The 16,409-nt window shown below is 35.2% G+C and carries 13 protein-coding genes, 1 pseudogene, 1 riboswitch and 1 other annotated feature; of the genes and pseudogenes, 10 read left to right on the forward strand and 4 right to left on the reverse strand.

Annotated features, from left to right (window positions below):
• Nucleotides 1-111 precede the first annotated feature (111 nt).
• The 3 genes from NSQ69_RS09095 to NSQ69_RS09105 all read left to right on the forward strand — a co-directional run bounded on the left by NSQ69_RS09095 (nucleotide 112) and on the right by NSQ69_RS09105 (nucleotide 5,530).
• Complete coding sequence (locus NSQ69_RS09095; protein WP_001030885.1) at nucleotides 112-582, forward strand: MarR family transcriptional regulator; 471 nt, start codon at nucleotides 112-114, stop codon at nucleotides 580-582.
• Nucleotides 583-728: 146 nt separating this feature from the next.
• Nucleotides 729-1,964 (forward strand): MFS transporter, encoded by a 1,236-nt coding sequence (locus NSQ69_RS09100; RefSeq protein WP_033730545.1) that lies wholly within the window; start codon nucleotides 729-731, stop codon nucleotides 1,962-1,964.
• Between the two features lie 371 nt (nucleotides 1,965-2,335).
• Complete coding sequence (locus tag NSQ69_RS09105) at nucleotides 2,336-5,530, forward strand: SNF2 helicase associated domain-containing protein (RefSeq protein ID WP_341099183.1); 3,195 nt, start codon at nucleotides 2,336-2,338, stop codon at nucleotides 5,528-5,530.
• 135 nt (nucleotides 5,531-5,665) lie between these two features.
• Here NSQ69_RS09105 and NSQ69_RS09110 read toward each other — a convergent pair whose 3' ends face one another.
• On the reverse strand, nucleotides 5,666-5,797 hold the full coding sequence (locus tag NSQ69_RS09110; protein WP_000047589.1) for a DUF3934 family protein: 132 nt from the start codon (nucleotides 5,795-5,797) through the stop codon (nucleotides 5,666-5,668).
• 408 nt (nucleotides 5,798-6,205) lie between these two features.
• Nucleotides 6,206-6,465: a binding site (T-box leader), on the forward strand.
• Between the two features lie 70 nt (nucleotides 6,466-6,535).
• On the opposite strand from NSQ69_RS09110, the gene asnA reads away from it, so the two are divergent.
• The 4 genes and pseudogenes from asnA to NSQ69_RS09125 all read left to right on the forward strand — a co-directional run bounded on the left by asnA (nucleotide 6,536) and on the right by NSQ69_RS09125 (nucleotide 9,851).
• A complete protein-coding gene (asnA, locus tag NSQ69_RS09115; RefSeq protein WP_002126735.1) occupies nucleotides 6,536-7,519 on the forward strand; it encodes an aspartate--ammonia ligase in 984 nt (327 codons plus the stop codon).
• 353 nt (nucleotides 7,520-7,872) lie between these two features.
• Nucleotides 7,873-8,027, forward strand: a pseudogene (locus NSQ69_RS27720) (transposase); the annotation flags it as partial.
• Nucleotides 8,028-8,048: 21 nt separating this feature from the next.
• Nucleotides 8,049-9,404 (forward strand): transposase, encoded by a 1,356-nt coding sequence (locus NSQ69_RS09120; RefSeq protein ID WP_341099184.1) that lies wholly within the window; start codon nucleotides 8,049-8,051, stop codon nucleotides 9,402-9,404.
• A 273-nt stretch (nucleotides 9,405-9,677) separates the two neighbouring features.
• The gene (locus NSQ69_RS09125; protein ID WP_002012220.1) at nucleotides 9,678-9,851 is read left to right on the forward strand and encodes a hypothetical protein; all 174 of its coding nucleotides are present in this window, start codon (nucleotides 9,678-9,680) and stop codon (nucleotides 9,849-9,851) included.
• A gap of 269 nt (nucleotides 9,852-10,120) precedes the next feature.
• Here NSQ69_RS09125 and NSQ69_RS09130 read toward each other — a convergent pair whose 3' ends face one another.
• Both NSQ69_RS09130 and NSQ69_RS09135 read right to left on the reverse strand, forming a co-directional pair.
• Complete coding sequence (locus NSQ69_RS09130; protein WP_002126736.1) at nucleotides 10,121-10,573, reverse strand: VOC family protein; 453 nt, start codon at nucleotides 10,571-10,573, stop codon at nucleotides 10,121-10,123.
• Between the two features lie 356 nt (nucleotides 10,574-10,929).
• Nucleotides 10,930-12,159, reverse strand: coding sequence for an aspartate kinase (locus tag NSQ69_RS09135; RefSeq protein WP_002186181.1), 1,230 nt, complete (start codon nucleotides 12,157-12,159; stop codon nucleotides 10,930-10,932).
• A gap of 201 nt (nucleotides 12,160-12,360) precedes the next feature.
• A riboswitch (Lysine riboswitch) is annotated at nucleotides 12,361-12,547 on the reverse strand.
• A 192-nt stretch (nucleotides 12,548-12,739) separates the two neighbouring features.
• Here NSQ69_RS09135 and NSQ69_RS09140 point away from each other — a divergent pair.
• From NSQ69_RS09140 to NSQ69_RS09150, 3 genes are read left to right on the forward strand one after another with little or no spacing between them, the layout of a single operon-like run.
• Complete coding sequence (locus NSQ69_RS09140; protein WP_002126739.1) at nucleotides 12,740-13,648, forward strand: DoxX-like family protein; 909 nt, start codon at nucleotides 12,740-12,742, stop codon at nucleotides 13,646-13,648.
• A gap of 4 nt (nucleotides 13,649-13,652) precedes the next feature.
• Nucleotides 13,653-14,264, forward strand: a complete 612-nt coding sequence (locus NSQ69_RS09145) for a DUF4166 domain-containing protein (protein ID WP_002186178.1) — start codon at nucleotides 13,653-13,655, stop codon at nucleotides 14,262-14,264.
• Between the two features lie 5 nt (nucleotides 14,265-14,269).
• Nucleotides 14,270-15,895, forward strand: a complete 1,626-nt coding sequence (locus tag NSQ69_RS09150; protein WP_263894748.1) for a YndJ family protein — start codon at nucleotides 14,270-14,272, stop codon at nucleotides 15,893-15,895.
• 28 nt (nucleotides 15,896-15,923) lie between these two features.
• Here NSQ69_RS09150 and NSQ69_RS09155 read toward each other — a convergent pair whose 3' ends face one another.
• Nucleotides 15,924-16,409, reverse strand: coding sequence for an 8-oxo-dGTP diphosphatase (locus NSQ69_RS09155; protein WP_002135545.1), 486 nt, complete (start codon nucleotides 16,407-16,409; stop codon nucleotides 15,924-15,926).

The raw sequence follows: 16,409 nt of genomic DNA on the forward strand, positions 1-16,409 counted from the left end.
GAGTTTCTTGGTGCTTAACATGCTTTTGACTCTCTTTTTTAATTAGAGTTGGAATAGAAACAAAAAATAAATATAATATTGTTAATGCACCAACGGGGAGGAGGACAGGACATGAATAAAGAAGAAAAGGTCATAGTGGGTTTCAGGGACTTATATAATAAGATTGTTTGGCTTAATAAGGATAAGATGGAAGACAGTCTTAAGGGTTATAATTCTTCTGAAGTACATTGTATCGAATACATTGAAAAAAATGTAGATTCTAACGTGACAAAACTTGCGGAGTCCTTTTATATGACTCGCGGTGCCATAAGTAGAATAACTAAAAAACTTATAAAAAAAGGCCTTATCGAAAGTTATCAGAAGTCGGATAATAAGAAAGAAATCTATTTTAGGCTTACTGAACAAGGGAAAGTAATTTATAAAATACATGAGGATCTGCACAAAGAGTTTGAAGAACGGGATAAAGTTGTGTTTGATCAAGTAACCGAGGAAGAATTTGATAGTATACTTAGCTTCGTGGAAAAGTATAGTAGACATTTGGATACAGAAATAAAGAAACAAGGTGTACATATTAAGTCGTAATCTATTCAAAAAATAAAAATGAAACGGCAGGCAGTCCAAGGATGGACCGCCTTTTTTATTGTTGTAATTTTGTTGACAAGGAAACAAAATGGAGTTATTGTTTTGTTGATAAGGAAACAAAAATAACTGTTGGGGAGAGAATGAAAATGTCCAAATTCAGATCACATAATGAACATAATACGGAACGAGTCATAGATAAACACGCCTTACTATTCGGTCTCATCTCTGTGTTTCTTTGCGGAATAGGATTCAGCATTATAATACCTGTCGTTCCATTTTTAGTGCAGCCATATACAAGTAATTCGGCAGAACAAGCGGTCGTCGTTACGCTATTAACTTCTGTTTATGCAGTCTGCGTATTTTTTGCGGCTCCCGCACTTGGAGCTTTGAGTGATAAATATGGTCGTCGTCCATTACTTTTAGTATGCCTTTTCGGTTCCGCAATCGGGTACTTAGTTTTTGGCATAGGAGGAGCTCTATGGATACTATTTGCTGGGCGCATAATAGAAGGTATAACAGGAGGGAGCATAAGCACTATCTTCGCATATTTTGCAGATATTATTCCTCCAGAACAAAGAACGAAATACTTCGGATGGGTAAGTGCGGTTGTAGGAGTAGGCACTGTAATTGGACCAACTATAGGTGGATATCTTGCCAAGTTTGGTTATTCTGTACCTATGTATTTTGGAGCAATAATAACTTTATTAAATGTTGTTTATGGAATCTTATATATGCCTGAGAGCCTTGACAAAAATAATAGATTGAAAGAGATTACCTTTGTAAGATTGAATCCATTTACACAGCTTGCAAATATACTTTCCATGAAAAATTTAAAATGGCTACTTGTCTCAGCATTCTTACTTTGGATACCAAATGGATCTTTACAGGCAATTTTTTCACAATTTACAATGGATACTTTTAGTTGGAAGCCTGCGTTAATCGGACTTATGTTTTCAATTATGGGATTTCAAGATATCATTTCACAAAGTTTCATAATGCCAAAACTTTTGACAAAACTTACTGATAAACAGATAGCAATTCTCGGAATGGTTTCGGAGATTATAGGTTATAGTCTTATTGCAGCATCAGCTTTGTTCTCATTTTATCCGTTTCTTATCGCTGGAATGTTTATATTTGGTTTTGGTGATTCCATCTTTGGACCTTCATTCAATGGGATGCTCTCGAAGTCTGTCGATTCTAGTGAACAAGGAAGGATTCAAGGCGGTAGTCAATCTGTTCAAGCTTTAGCAAGAATGATTGGGCCGATCATTGGAGGGCAAATTTATGTTTCACTTGGGCATGCCGCACCTGCTTGTATGGGGATCATCCTTATAGTAGCCGCAATAACAGTCTTATATAAGGGCACGCATGAAAATATGTAAATTACGTACTTTATCCTCCTTTTATAGACAGTAAGCCCCTTGTATCAAAATTTGCACATCCATCTCAATGGTGTGTGTGAAAAACTTTTATTACTCTTCTTCATAAAATCATATCTTTTAAATTATTGATGCGATAGTCGGTAAAACTTTTACATGAATAATGTAGAAGATATTTAAATACTACGCTGGAAGCTTTCAGAATCGCCTGCATAATAGGCAGTTTTAACAAGTACTGAAACTCTATTTGCTTACAGTCTGAGGTGTTTATAAATAAGTATCTTTTTTGTTAAACCAACATTTTATATTTTCTCGTGAAGCATGTAAAATGTTAAGTAAGAGAAAATGGTTTTACAGTAAGGAAGTGTCAAAAAATGAGTTTTACATTAAATAAATCGATTATTAAAGAAGTATGCGGAGAGACCTCATATAAAAGAGGTGAAGCTTATTATAAATCAAATAAAGTAATAATAAATCATTATGATGAAAATAAAGAAATTTGCGAGGCAACGGTAAAAGGGAATGAAGATTTTCATGTTACAGTAGAAAAAGCTAAAAAAGGTGATGTTGTTGCGAAATGTAGTTGTCCTTCATTAGCGTCTTTTCAAACGTACTGTCAACATGTTGCAGCCGTACTAATACAAATAAATTATAACCAGCAAACGGGCGGCATGTCCGAAAATATGAGCGGAAATGATCAATTAACGAGCGGGATGTTTCAGTTGTTTGCAGACAAACCACTGCGGCCAAAAAGTAAACAACACCGTTTTGATACACGTGAAATATTAGATGTTGCGTTTATATGTTCACCAGTAGCGACGAAAAGCGGTGGGGCCCTTCTTGGAATTCAGTTAAAACTTGCGAAAACATACTTTATAAATCATATTAGAGAATTTCTTTCTAACGTGGAGAAAAGAGAGACTTTTCATTGTTCCAATGAATTTACATACACACCAGATGTACATAGCTTCAGGCAAGAAACGGATGCGATTATTCAGCAGCTCATTAAAATTTATCATAATGAAAAAATGTATGAGGATACACTGGAAGTACATGCAAAACAAGATGATAGTATGATTTTAATACCGCCAGCTTCATGGAAGGATATGCTTTCTTTACTTTCTAAAGTTGAGTTTGTGGGACTTAATCAAGATGGAAAATCTTTTCATGGTTTACAAATTTCAAAAGGGCTACTTCCTTTACATTTTGAGTTTAATAAAGGGAGTAACGATGGGTTTACACTTTATATTGACGGCTTACAACAAGTAGAAGTAATGGATACGTATAGTTATGCTCTATTTGGAGGGAAACTGTATCAGTTGAACGCTGAGGATTGTAAGCGGCTTATCGAATTACAAAAAATGATGAATCGTTCTAGTAGTAACCAATTGTATATTCCAGCAGATAAGATGGAGCACTTTGTAGCAAAAGTTGTACCAGGGTTAATGAAGCTAGGAACTGTGCGAATAGATGAGGTAGTATCAGATTGTGTGGAAACGCCTTCGCTAAAAGCAAAATTGTATTTAGATCGAGTGAAAAATCGTTTGTTAGCAGGTCTCGAATTTCATTATGGAAACGTCGTGATTAATCCGTTAGAAGAGGATGGGCAGCCATCTGTTTTTAATCGTGATGAGAAAAAGGAAAAAGAGATTTTAGAAATTATGAGTGAAAGTGCCTTTGCGAAAACGGAAGGCGGTTATTTTATGCATAATGAAGAAGCTGAGTATAACTTTTTATATCATGCTGTTCCAACGTTAAAAGGTTTAGTTGATATTTATGCGACGTCAGCAATCAAATTACGAATTCATAAGGGAGACACAGCTCCTCTTATAAGAGTTAGAAGGAAAGAGAGAATTGATTGGTTATCATTCCGCTTTGATATAAAAGGTATTCCAGAGGCAGAAATTAAAGGGGTATTAGTCGCTCTTGAGGAGAAACGAAAATATTATCGTTTAGCAAGTGGTGCTCTACTATCACTTGAGAGTAAAGAGTTTAATGATATTAATCAGTTTATAAAAGAATCTAGTATTCGAAAAGAATTTTTAAAGGGCGAAGAAATAGATGTCCCTCTTATTCGTAGTGTGAAATGGATGAATTCACTGCAAGAAGGAAACGTATTAAGTTTAGATGAGTCTGTTCAAGAATTGGTAGAGAACATTCAAAATCCTAAAAAGCTGAAGTTTGCGGTGCCAAGTGGCTTAGATGCGATAATGAGAGAGTATCAAACATACGGATTCCAGTGGATGAAAACACTTGCCTATTATCGTTTTGGCGGCATTTTAGCTGATGATATGGGACTGGGGAAAACGTTGCAAAGTATTGCTTTTATAGACTCTGTTTTGCCGGAAATTCGAGAGAAGAAACTGCCTATATTAGTTGTTTCTCCGTCGTCCCTCGTTTACAACTGGCTTAGCGAGTTGAAAAAATTCGCTCCACATATTAGAGCAGTTATTGCCGATGGAAATCAAGCAGAGCGCCGAAAAATTTTAAAAGATATAACGAAATTTGATGTTGTCATTACGTCATATCCTTTACTGAGAAGAGATATAAGGTTATATGAGCAGCCATTTCATACGCTATTTCTTGATGAAGCACAAGCATTTAAAAATCATACGACGCAAACTGCAAGAGCGGTAAAAACAGTGCAGGCGGAGTACCGTTTTGGATTAACAGGAACACCTGTAGAAAATTCATTAGAAGAGCTATGGTCTATCTTCCTCGTTGTCTTCCCAGAATTATTACCGGGAAGAAAAGAGTTCGGTGATTTAAGACGAGAAGATATTGCGAAGCGGGTAAAACCATTCGTGTTAAGAAGGTTAAAGGGTGATGTATTACACGAACTCCCAGAAAAAATTGAGCACTTACAATCATCAGAACTTTTACCAGATCAAAAGAGGCTTTACGCAGCTTATTTAGCAAAGTTAAGAGAAGAAACGTTAAAACATTTGGATAAAGATACGTTACGTAAAAATAAAATTCGGGTTTTAGCTGGTTTAACGAGACTACGGCAAATTTGTTGTCATCCTGCTTTGTTTGTTGATGACTATAAAGGTAGTTCAGCTAAATTTGATCAGCTGCTAGAAATTTTGGAGGAATGCAGAAGTACAGGGAAGAGAATTCTTATCTTTTCCCAATTTACGAAGATGCTTTCGATAATCGGACGTGAATTAAATCGTCAAGCAGTTCCATACTTTTATTTAGACGGGAGTACACCAGCGCAAGAACGTGTAGAGCTATGCAATCGGTTTAACGAAGGAGAAGGGGATCTATTTCTTATTTCGTTAAAAGCTGGTGGCACAGGACTAAATTTAACAGGTGCAGATACAGTTATATTGTACGACTTGTGGTGGAATCCAGCTGTTGAACAACAAGCTGCGGATAGAGCGTATCGAATGGGACAAAAAAATACAGTGCAAGTGATTAAGTTAGTAGCACATGGAACAATTGAAGAAAAAATGCACGAGTTACAAGAGAGTAAGAAAAATTTAATCGCTGAAATTATCGAACCGGGAGAAGAGAAGTTATCTTCTATTACGGAGGAAGAAATCCGCGATATTCTTATGATTTAATATGGAAAAAGCTATGCTTTCATAGAGATGAAAGCATAGCTTTTTTGTTGTAATAATTATATTTTGTTTTGTACAAAGTAAAGAGATAAAGTGAAACTTTAAATAGTGGGAGTTGTTCGTCTCCCACTATTTATTTTATTTCTTTGTACCTTTACTTTTGTATGGTTTTGCAGCTTTCTTTTTCGCACTTGATTGCCAACGGTTCCATCCTTTACTTCCTGTACCTTGTCCTACACCTTTTTTCGGTTTTGCTTTCGTTTTACTCATATGATCACTCCGTTATATAAAAAATCTGATTTGATAATAGCCAATGTTTTAGAAAAATACTATCGATAAATGACTATGCTTGCTTTAAATAAAAACAAACTGCTTGAATGCTATAGTATATCATGAAATTGCGAGTAAACTGAAAGGAATTATAAAGAAAATGAAAATAATAAGAAATACTGCGGATTCTATATTTCGAACAATCACACTAGTTGTTGTATATATGTTAGTTTCAATTAGTGAAATGTTTTTTGGATTGAAGAGACAAAGGAAATAAAAATGTTATATTAAGAACAATCGGTAAAGGCATAAAATAAAGAATTGAAAATTTTTTTGAAACTTTTTGTTGACTTTATCGATTTTTTGTATAGAATAATCATTAATAAAATGTTTCAGAGATGTGACAATAAAACGACTATGAAAGGACGAGTAGTAGTAGGATGTAGTTTAAGCGAGTCAGGGGCGGTGTGAGCCTGATACGAAGCCTATTATGAAGAACCTCCTGGAGTCGCTAACCGAAATCCTTTATAGGAAAGTAGACTTAGCCGGGAACTTCGCCGTTACAAGAAGAACAGTATCGAGATTTTTTAATCTCCGTACTGTATAAGTGAGCAACCTCTGTTGCTAATTTGGGTGGTACCGCGGAACCAAAGTCTTTCGTCCCAGTTTTTTGGGAAAGAAGGGCTTTTTTTGTTGGCTTCTTTTCACAACATCCAAACATTTTAGGAGGAAACCACCATGTATCAATCATTAATGACAGTAAGAGAGACTCAAATCGCAATTAAGGAAGTTAAAACATTTTTCGAGGATCAATTAGCAAAGCGCCTTGAACTATTCCGCGTATCTGCACCATTATTCGTAACGAAGAAATCAGGATTAAACGATCACTTAAACGGTGTAGAACGTCCAATTGAATTTGATATGTTACATTCAGGAGAAGAATTAGAAATTGTACATTCACTAGCGAAGTGGAAAAGATTCGCATTACATGAATACGGATATGAAGCTGGTGAAGGTTTATATACAAACATGAACGCGATTCGTCGTGATGAAGAACTTGATGCAACGCATTCCATTTATGTTGACCAATGGGATTGGGAAAAAATCGTTCAAAAAGAATGGCGTACTATCGATTACTTACAAAAAACAGTACAAACAATTTATGGAATATTCAAAGAATTGGAAGATCACTTATTTGAAAAGTATCCGTTCCTTGGAAAGTATTTACCAGAAGAAATTGTTTTCATTACTTCTCAAGAACTGGAAGATAAATATCCAGAATTAACACCGAAAGATCGTGAACATGCAATTGCGAAAGAACACGGTGCAGTCTTTATTATTGGAATTGGTGATGCACTCCGTTCAGGTGAAAAGCACGATGGACGCGCGTCCGATTATGATGATTGGAAATTAAACGGTGACATTTTATTCTGGCACCCAGTACTACAAGCTTCGTTCGAATTATCATCAATGGGAATTCGTGTTGATAGTAAAGCACTTGATGAGCAATTAACGAAAACTGGTGAAGACTTCAAACGTGAGTATGATTTCCATAAAGGTATTTTAGAAGACGTACTACCATTAACAATTGGTGGTGGTATCGGCCAATCAAGAATGTGTATGTACTTCTTACGTAAAGCACATATCGGTGAAGTTCAATCTTCTGTATGGCCTGATGATTTACGTGAAGCTTGCAAGAAAGAAAACATTCATTTGTTTTAATAGAAGTGAGAGAGAATAGCTCAAACATAGAGCTATTCTTTCTTTTTTATTTTGTAAACGAATAGTTTACAGTGAGTTTTACTAATGGTTTCTTTTTCGTCTCCTTTTATCCTTTTCGGCAAGAAGACTCCATCTGATTTGTGTTACGGGTGAAACCCAACAATTCAGGTGGAGATGAATTGCCGTCAGTCAATAGGCTGAACTCTTTTGTTTCGTTCATAACAATTTTTTGATGGGGAACATTCGTTTCTTTTTGTCTTACGATATAATCTGTAGTAGATAAGGAGGGAATATATCGTAAGACAACGAAATTGGATAATAATCATTCGGTTACTTGAGCAAAAAGGAATTAAGATGAAGACCATGTTCACATTTAGTTCCGTTTAGTTCCAAATATTGATTTGTCAAAAGTAATTAACAGTTACAAAAGTGTTAGTTCTCGTTTCGTGAAACGAGATTTCCTAAGATAAAACATTATCTTAGGAAAGAAATAATTTTAATGAACTCTCTGAGAAAGGTGGTGAAAACAATGACTAAAAAGAGAGCAGTGAAAGTATTACGTAAACAAAAAAAAAGAGAAAACATGCAACGATTCACGCAGAAACAGAATATCGGACGAGCTTGTCTCACAGCTAAAGAATTTCGCTTACTGCAACGCATGTCACATAGTTCTAAAGCATTGCGAAATGTTGGATTGTACACGATTAAACAAAGTTATTTGAATAATAACAAGATGGCTACTGTAAAAGAAGTGGACACTGCCATGCAAACCGATATGAACTACTGGGGTATTCAATCAAACTCTGTTCAAGCGATTCGTAGAGCCTTATTTACAGAAGTGAAGAGCTTTTTTAAAGCAATGGAACAGTGGAAGAAAAAACCTGAAACCTTCACAGGTCGTCCTAAGTTTCCGAATTATTCCCGTTCCACTGACAAACGAATCATTGAAATCTATCAAGTTCCAAAAGTTGATAATAACGGGTATTGGATGATTCCGATGAATGTTGCATTCAGAAAAAAATTCGGTTCCATTAAAATACGTGTGCCTAAAAACTTAAGAAATAAAAAAATCTCCTACATTGAGATTGTACCGAAGCAAAAAGGTCGGTTCTTTGAGGTGCATTACACATATGAAATGCACGTTTCTCAAATGAAGAAACAACCCACGACTATTAGTAAAGCTTTGAGTTGCGATTTAGGTGTAGACAGATTATTAAGTTGCGTAACAAATACAGGTGATGCATTTTTAATTGATGGAAAAAAATTAAAATCCATTAACCAGTACTTCAATAAAATGATACGTAATCTACAACTGAAAAACATGGAAAATGGACTTTCTAAACGAGTTGTAACGAACAAAATGGCTGCACTTTGGCATAAACGGGAAAGACAAATAAATGGTTACATTTCACAAACTGTAGGCTTGTTGTTCGAAAAAGTGAAAGCATTCAACATAGATACTGTTGTCGTAGGGTATAACGCTGGTTGGAAACAAAAATCTGATATGGGAAAAAAGAATAATCAAAAATTTGTTCAAATCCCATTTCATAAACTGATTGCAGCAATTGAGAATAAATGTATAAAAGAAGGCATCCGATTTTTAAAACAAGAAGAAAGCTATACTTCAAAAGCTAGTTTTCTTGATAAAGATAGGGTTCCAGTTTGGGATAAGGATGATAGGACGCATTATCGCTTTAGTGGCAAACGGATCACTCGTGGTCTGTACCAAAGTAAAGCAGGGAAATGTATTCATGCTGATATTAATGGTGCATTGAATACATTGGAAAAATCGAGAGTTGTAGAATTGGATGACAATCTCAAAGTGAAAACGCCGATTCTATTAGAAGTGCAAAAACGTAAGGCTGTTGCTTCGTGCATAGCTTAGTGGGTGCGTCAACCATCCATGTGTACTCGACTTGTCGGGGCTTGTAGCACACGCCGGAGTCATCTGAGTGGTGGCTTCTTCCACAAGGAAGAATTGCTCTTTTTCGAAAGGGTGGTGCAAGTGGGGAAACGATTGTTCGTTTCTAGTACCAACCAAAAAGATACTTGGGGTGTTACTGTAAGGTGGCATGAATTCTAGAGCGTCAAACTATCTAGCGATAGACGAAAAGACCTAGAGTTCTAACTCAAGCCCCCACTGAAACGTTTCAACTCAGTGGGGGTAGTTGACATTGGATTTGGTTTGCTAATTATAATTGCATTCATTGATTATGAAAAAATACAGGTGGTTGTATTAGGAGTTGCACTATTCATGATGGTATTTTACTCGGATGTGAAGAAAGTTATTTTGAATGAATATAGAGCGTTTTTTCATGGGAAAGAGCGATAAGATATAAAATGAGAAGAGTCAGTTATATTTCCTAGGAAAGGATAAAATGAATAATTAAATTATTTTATAATGATTTTGGGATGTTGATAATATGTTAAAGAACGATTTGGATAGAGTCTTGAAATCTATGTGTAAAATGAAAATACATTTTTAAAAGCTCAAACAAGCATAACCACGTTCTAAAGTTAGGACGTGGTTAAAAATATGGTTTAATTGATAATGAAATTCTGTTTGGCAAAGCCAATAACTTTTTATAAAAAATTACTTAATTATTTGTTACCGATTTCTTCCGCCAAACCGATTAGAATTCCTTCGGTTCCACGAATGTAGCAGAGTCGATACGAGTTCTCATACTGAACTACTTCTCCAACGAGCTGAGCACCATGCTTAGTAAGTCTGGATACCATTTCGTCAATGTCCTCGACGGTGAACATGACGCGCAGATAACCGAGGGCGTTTACAGGAGCTGTCCGGTGATCTGCTATAGTAGGTGGGGTGAGAAATCGCGAAAGTTCAATTCGGCTGTGACCATCTGGCGTAACCATCATAGCAATCTCTACGCACTGAGAACCGAGTCCAGTTACGCGACCAGCCCATTCACCTTCAACAGTAGCTCGCCCTTCGAGATTCAAGCCAATCTCCTCGAAGAAAGAGATTGCGTTATCAAGAGATTCTACAACGATGCTGATATTGTCCATTCTTAGTAATTTGTTTTTTGTCATTGTCTTTATCTCCTTATATGTATAAATTTATTATCTAATTATCCTCATAATTATACTAGAATCTCTTCTAAACAAAAAACACCTTGTCACAGTGTAGGAAAATGTGACAAGGTGTTTTCGGGTATGTCATATAACAACTTATTAACAAAAAACACTTCGTAAACTTTCTACTATTGAAATATACGCGAACTTTATTTCGTGAATACTATCATTTCAAGTAGTTTCAAGAATTTGATACTGTAGTTGCTATTTGATAAAAGAACTTCGACTTCCCCGCAAAATATTCCCACCCTATTTCTATTTATATAGGAAGGAAATAGATTCGTATAATTTGTTGTAAGTTTTACTGGTGGAAATTAAATCATTTGCACTAAAGGTTCAATTTTCGCCATAAATGATTGATGAAGTGCTTCAACACCCGTTACTAAATGAAGACGGTCAATAACGACAGATACTTTAATTTCTGATGTACTTACCATTTTAATATGAATATCTTCTTCTTTTAAAGTAGTGAACATATTCGCAGCAACTCCTGGGTTAGATACCATACCAGATCCTACAATTGATACTTTTGCTAAATGATTTTCATGTTCTACAGATTCATAGTGAAGTGCTTCTTGATTTTGTTCCAATACTTCTAATGTTTCTCTTAAATCATTAGAATGGATCGAGAAGGAGAGGTGAACAGTTCCTTCATTTGTAATACTTTGAATAATAATATCTACATTAATATGTGCTGCTGCTAATGTAGAGAAAACTGTTGAAAGTGCACCTTGTTCTAATCCTTTAATTGTGACACGTGTAATATTATCCTCAAATGCAATACCTTTAACGATTGATTGTTGTTCCATGTTACATTCTCCCCTTACAATTGTTCCGTTTTCTTGTTCCATACTTGAGCGAACTTCTAAAATTACATTATGATTTTTAGCAAATTCAACAGCGCGTGGGTGTAATACGCCAGCACCGAGGTTGGCAAGCTCTAACATTTCGTCATAAGAAATTTCATCTAATTTATAAGCATCTTGTACAACTCGTGGATCAGTCGTATATACGCCGGTCACATCCGTATAAATATCACATTTTTTTGCTTTTAATGCAGCAGCTAATGCGACAGCAGTCGTATCGGAGCCACCACGACCAAGTGTGGTAATTTCATTTTCTTCACTTATTCCTTGGAAACCAGCTACTATAACAATCGTGCCTTCAGTAAGGTAAGACTGAATACGAGTGGTGTTAATGTCAGTAATCCGTGCACTACTATGTACAGATTCTGTCGTAATACCAGCTTGCCATCCTGTTAATGAAATTGCGTTATAACCTTTTGTTTGTAGTGCTATTGTTAATAATGAAATAGTTACTTGTTCTCCTGTAGATAGGAGCATATCCATTTCACGTTTACTTGGATTTTCAGTAATAGCGTTAGCAAGTGCTACAAGTTTATCCGTACTTTTTCCCATTGCTGAAACGACAGAGACAATACTATGTCCTCGTTCATATTCTTCAATAATTAAATTTGCTACATGTTGAATGCGTTCGACGCTTCCGACAGAAGTACCGCCAAATTTTTGTACAATCGTTTCCATTACGAATTCCTTCTTTCGTCCATTTTTAAGAATAGGTTAGGACATATACAAATCCCAATATTCCTGTAGTTACCAGAGAGAAAAACAAAAAACACCATCTCAAATAAGTGAGGATGGTGCTGTTACAGGAAAAGGGAAACAGAAAACGGAGCTAATAAAAAAACCGCCAAAAAAGGAATATCATAAAAATGATATCTCTTTTTTGTAGATAGCTCTTCATACGTACACGTCTGTACATATGACAGTTCTGTTTCTATTCGAAAACAGCCCCAATTGATAAATGCAGAGAAATTTATCAATTTCGGCAACACTTCCTTTCCTCTAAAATCATAGACATCTCTGTGTCTCCTTTAGAATACTTATAAGCGTTGCAACCTCTATCTCACGTTTTAGGCGAGAGTGTATGATTTATGAAGTTGTTGGTAACATTTGTTTTATAATAATTTAAATTTTTCAGGGAATCAAGTGTTTTTTGTATTTTTTTGAAATTCTATCTTTTTATTAAATTAGTTTGTGAAAAATGTAGCAAAATCGATTCATTGCATGTACATTGAAAATATAGCGCATGGGAGGTGGAAGGATGGGGAAGAAAAAGCCTATTTATGTAGCCACAGAAATGAACACAACAATGGAGAAACTATGGGCATATACACAAGAGCCTGATATACATACAGAGTGGGATGCTCGTTTTACTGAGATTTCGTATTTAGAAAAAAAAGAGGGAGAACCACAGAAGTTTTTATATAAAACAAAGATCGGATTTGGACTTGAAATAGCCGGAGAAGGGGAATCGATAGGTGAAATAAGAAAAGAAACTGGAGAACGCATTTCCTCTTTAAAATTTTGGACAGACAATCAATTATCACTTATACAAATAGGGCGTGGTTATTGGAAGTATACACCGAATGAAGAACATATTCATTTTGAAACGCAATATGATTATGATACGAGATTTGGTCGTATAGGAAATGTGATAGATTTATATGTTTTTCGTCCACTATTAGGTTGGGCGACAGCATGGAGTTTTGATGCTTTAAAATTATGGTTAGAAAAGGGACTTCATCCTAAGTTGCTAATTAGAAGAACGATGACGTATTGGCTAGTTTGCTTTTTATTTGCTTTCGTATGGTTATATCAAGGGATTGTACCGAAATTGATGTTTACTCATTCAGAAGAAGTAAAGATGCTTTCTGCACTAATCGGATCGAATGAAAGTAGTATTTTTATACTTAAAATAGTTGGATTTTTAGAAATAATATGGGGTGTTATGTGGCTATTGCCACTTCAAAAGCGAAAACTATTTATATTGCATATTATATTGTTGATAGTTTTAACATTAGCGGCAGGATCGACGAATATCGCTAGTTTTACGCAACCGTTTAATCCGATTACATTAAATTTTCTTCTAATAGGGTTATCGATTGTCGGTTATATAAATAGCACTAATTTGCCAAGCGCAAAAAATTGCAAGAGGACGAGAAAGGGATAAGTATATGGTTAATATTTATGAAAGATTATTAGGGGATTCTTATAAAAAGCTTCATCCAAAATTGCAGGAACGATATGCGATAACAAAGGAAAATAGCTTTATTGGGGAAGGGGAAATGGATGAAATTTATGGAGGATCTTTTTTCGTTAAATTAATATTAAAAATTACATCGAAGTTTCGAATGTTTTTCTCTGAGCGAGGGCAAAAAGTTCCGTTTGTGATACATAATACCGCTGAGCGAGATGAACATGGAAATGAGTTTGTACGGTGGAATCGTACTTTTTATTTTCATAATAAGAAAAGATATTTTAACGCTGTTATGCAGTTGGATGAAGAGAATAATGAAATTGTAGATTATTTTGGTGAGCCACATTTACTCGTTTCTACATTGAATTTTTATATTGATGAAAAAGGCGGGATGCATATTTCTTCAAAGAAACAATGGTTTTTTATGTTTGGAAGAAAAATACCGTTACCTAGATTTTTATACGGAGAGGCAAAAATTGTTGAAAGTTATGATGATGCACTGCAATGTTTTCGAATTCATGTACAAGTACGGAATCCGTTAATTGGTTCGTTATTTTCATATAAGGGAACATTTGTGGAAAGGGAATAAACGTTATGAAAAATATACTATTTGGGCTTGATTGCTATATTATTTTTCTAATATATGAGTGGTCAAATGTAAACCCAGTTGAAGCAATTATTTTATTATCTATTTTGTTATTTATACCGATGTCTTTTTGTATTATTGACAAGAAAAAAAGAAATGGATCGTATGTATTATTTTATAAATTTGTATCGTTTTTATATCCAATCGCAGCAATCAGTGCAATGCTAGCTTTCGTAACAAATCACTATTTCTTTGCGCTACTTTGGTTTGCATATACAGGAATCGTTGCGTTATTTGGTGTAAGTAGATTGTTAGAAAGAGGATGGAAACCGATAGAAGAGACGGCTATCGATAGTGCGTTTATTTATTTGTTTTTAGGTGGTTTTTGGTTTTTTGCTTCAGTAGCAAAGGTTTCAATTATGCACTTTAGTTCTGACATTGTTTTACTTACAGCGGCACACTTTCATTATTCGGCATTTTTATTGCCGTTATCAGCTGGTTTACTTGGAAGAAAAAGAGAACGGGGAAGTAAGTTATATGACTCTATTATGTTTATCATCGTCATTTCTCCAATGACAGTTGCAATAGGAATTACGTATTCGAGGGTATTTGAATTTTTTGCAGTGTTCATATATTTATGTGCCATTTATGGATATGGGATTTACGTATGGAGAACGAAATTCAATGCTATAAGTGCAAAGATTCTCCTTACTCTTTCATCCAGTACACTTATGGTAACAATAATGTTTTCACTCATATATTCATACGGAAATTTCAAACAAGTAATGACGATTACAATTGCACAAATGGTCTGGATTCACGGTGTTGTAAATGGAATTGGAGTAGCGTTACCAGCTTTTCTTGGTTGGATGATTGAAAAGAGTACTCCGAATTATAAATATTACGGGAAAACAATGAGCAGGTTAAGAGGAAATGCGACAGTTGGTGAAGCATTTTTACATAACAGAAATTTAATAGATAGCAAGGAATACAAAGGTTTAGTTGATAAAATGAATGATTTTCATAGTGAGGCATTTGACATGACGAAGATTCCTTTAAGTATTATTCGTTTTTATGAAAATACAAAAGAGTATGAGTTACAATCGCATATTAAATGGACTCGTTGGTTCCGCCCGGTTGCATTTTGTTATGAGAAAATGAGTAAGCGTGTAGGACAAATACATTTAGGAATGGGCGGCAAGTGGGAAACGATGCATGGCTCTATCATTGGGATAATAGATGAGAAGGATGGAAGAGAGAATGTAAGGGCTTGGCTAAGAAAAAATGAAGCAGGAGAGTCTGTTTTTGTAGCCCTCTATTCAAAGCATGCATACAAGAACGAGACATATATGAATATCGCATTGCCTTTACCATATTCGAATATGACTGGTATTTTGAAGTTGTACAATGATACGAACCAGTTAATGATTACAAGTAAGCTAAGAGAGCGTCGTAAGGGAGATGAAGGGATATACTTACATACCCGCTTCTTTACAATACGCTTACCATTAGCAGAGACTTTTATTATTAAAGAGAGAAAGGATCAAATATTAGAAGCTAATCATAGAATGTGGATATTTGGAGTTAATTTTTTAGAAATTGATTATGAGATTAAGAAAATAGAGGGAAAGTAAGAAAGGCTTGGAGAGATTCCAAGCTTTTTTACGTATGGGTAATTGTCATAGCAACTTGTTTATCCAAGTCTTGGTCCCAAACACGCTGAATTTCAAACGTACCTTTTTCAAAAAATAATGGGAATCTCTCTTTAAACCAATCTTGCATAGGAAGATTGAGTGCTGTATCAATTGGCACCCATAATAATTCGCCTTCAGGAGGATTCAAAAGGAGTTCACCTTCAAATGAATCTGTCCAATAGTTAAATACCATATATCGAACATTTTCTTTCGGATTTACGTATTCATCTAATCCCTTAAAAGTTAAATTTGAAACAAGTAATCCAGTTTCTTCTTTTACTTCTCGTTTAGCAGCTTGAACGATACTTTCTGGAAAATCTACTTTACCGCCAGGAGCGATGTAACCAGGGAAGCCTAGATGATCCGGCCGTTGTATTAGTAATACTTCGTTATTATGTTGAATCATACACATTGTATAAATGCGGTGTTCGACGCTTTTCCAATTCGTGCTCAT

Origin of the sequence: Bacillus sp. FSL R10-2201 (assembly GCF_038008665.1) — a bacterium.
Lineage (GTDB): Bacteria > Bacillota > Bacilli > Bacillales > Bacillaceae_G > Bacillus_A > Bacillus_A mycoides.

Excerpts from the sequence above, each read along its gene's own strand:
- NSQ69_RS09095 (WP_001030885.1), top strand. The coding sequence starts at position 112 with ATGAATAAAGAAGAAAAGGTCATAGTGGGTTTCAGGGACTTATATAAT.
- NSQ69_RS09100 (WP_033730545.1), top strand. The coding sequence starts at position 729 with ATGTCCAAATTCAGATCACATAATGAACATAATACGGAACGAGTCATA.
- NSQ69_RS09105 (WP_341099183.1), top strand. The coding sequence starts at position 2,336 with ATGAGTTTTACATTAAATAAATCGATTATTAAAGAAGTATGCGGAGAG.
- NSQ69_RS09110 (WP_000047589.1), bottom strand. The coding sequence starts at position 5,797 with ATGAGTAAAACGAAAGCAAAACCGAAAAAAGGTGTAGGACAAGGTACA.
- asnA (WP_002126735.1), top strand. The coding sequence starts at position 6,536 with ATGTATCAATCATTAATGACAGTAAGAGAGACTCAAATCGCAATTAAG.
- NSQ69_RS09120 (WP_341099184.1), top strand. The coding sequence starts at position 8,049 with ATGACTAAAAAGAGAGCAGTGAAAGTATTACGTAAACAAAAAAAAAGA.
- NSQ69_RS09130 (WP_002126736.1), bottom strand. The coding sequence starts at position 10,573 with ATGACAAAAAACAAATTACTAAGAATGGACAATATCAGCATCGTTGTA.
- NSQ69_RS09135 (WP_002186181.1), bottom strand. The coding sequence starts at position 12,159 with ATGGAAACGATTGTACAAAAATTTGGCGGTACTTCTGTCGGAAGCGTC.
- NSQ69_RS09140 (WP_002126739.1), top strand. The coding sequence starts at position 12,740 with ATGGGGAAGAAAAAGCCTATTTATGTAGCCACAGAAATGAACACAACA.
- NSQ69_RS09145 (WP_002186178.1), top strand. The coding sequence starts at position 13,653 with ATGGTTAATATTTATGAAAGATTATTAGGGGATTCTTATAAAAAGCTT.
- NSQ69_RS09150 (WP_263894748.1), top strand. The coding sequence starts at position 14,270 with ATGAAAAATATACTATTTGGGCTTGATTGCTATATTATTTTTCTAATA.
- NSQ69_RS09155 (WP_002135545.1), bottom strand. The coding sequence starts at position 16,409 with ATGAGCACGAATTGGAAAAGCGTCGAACACCGCATTTATACAATGTGT.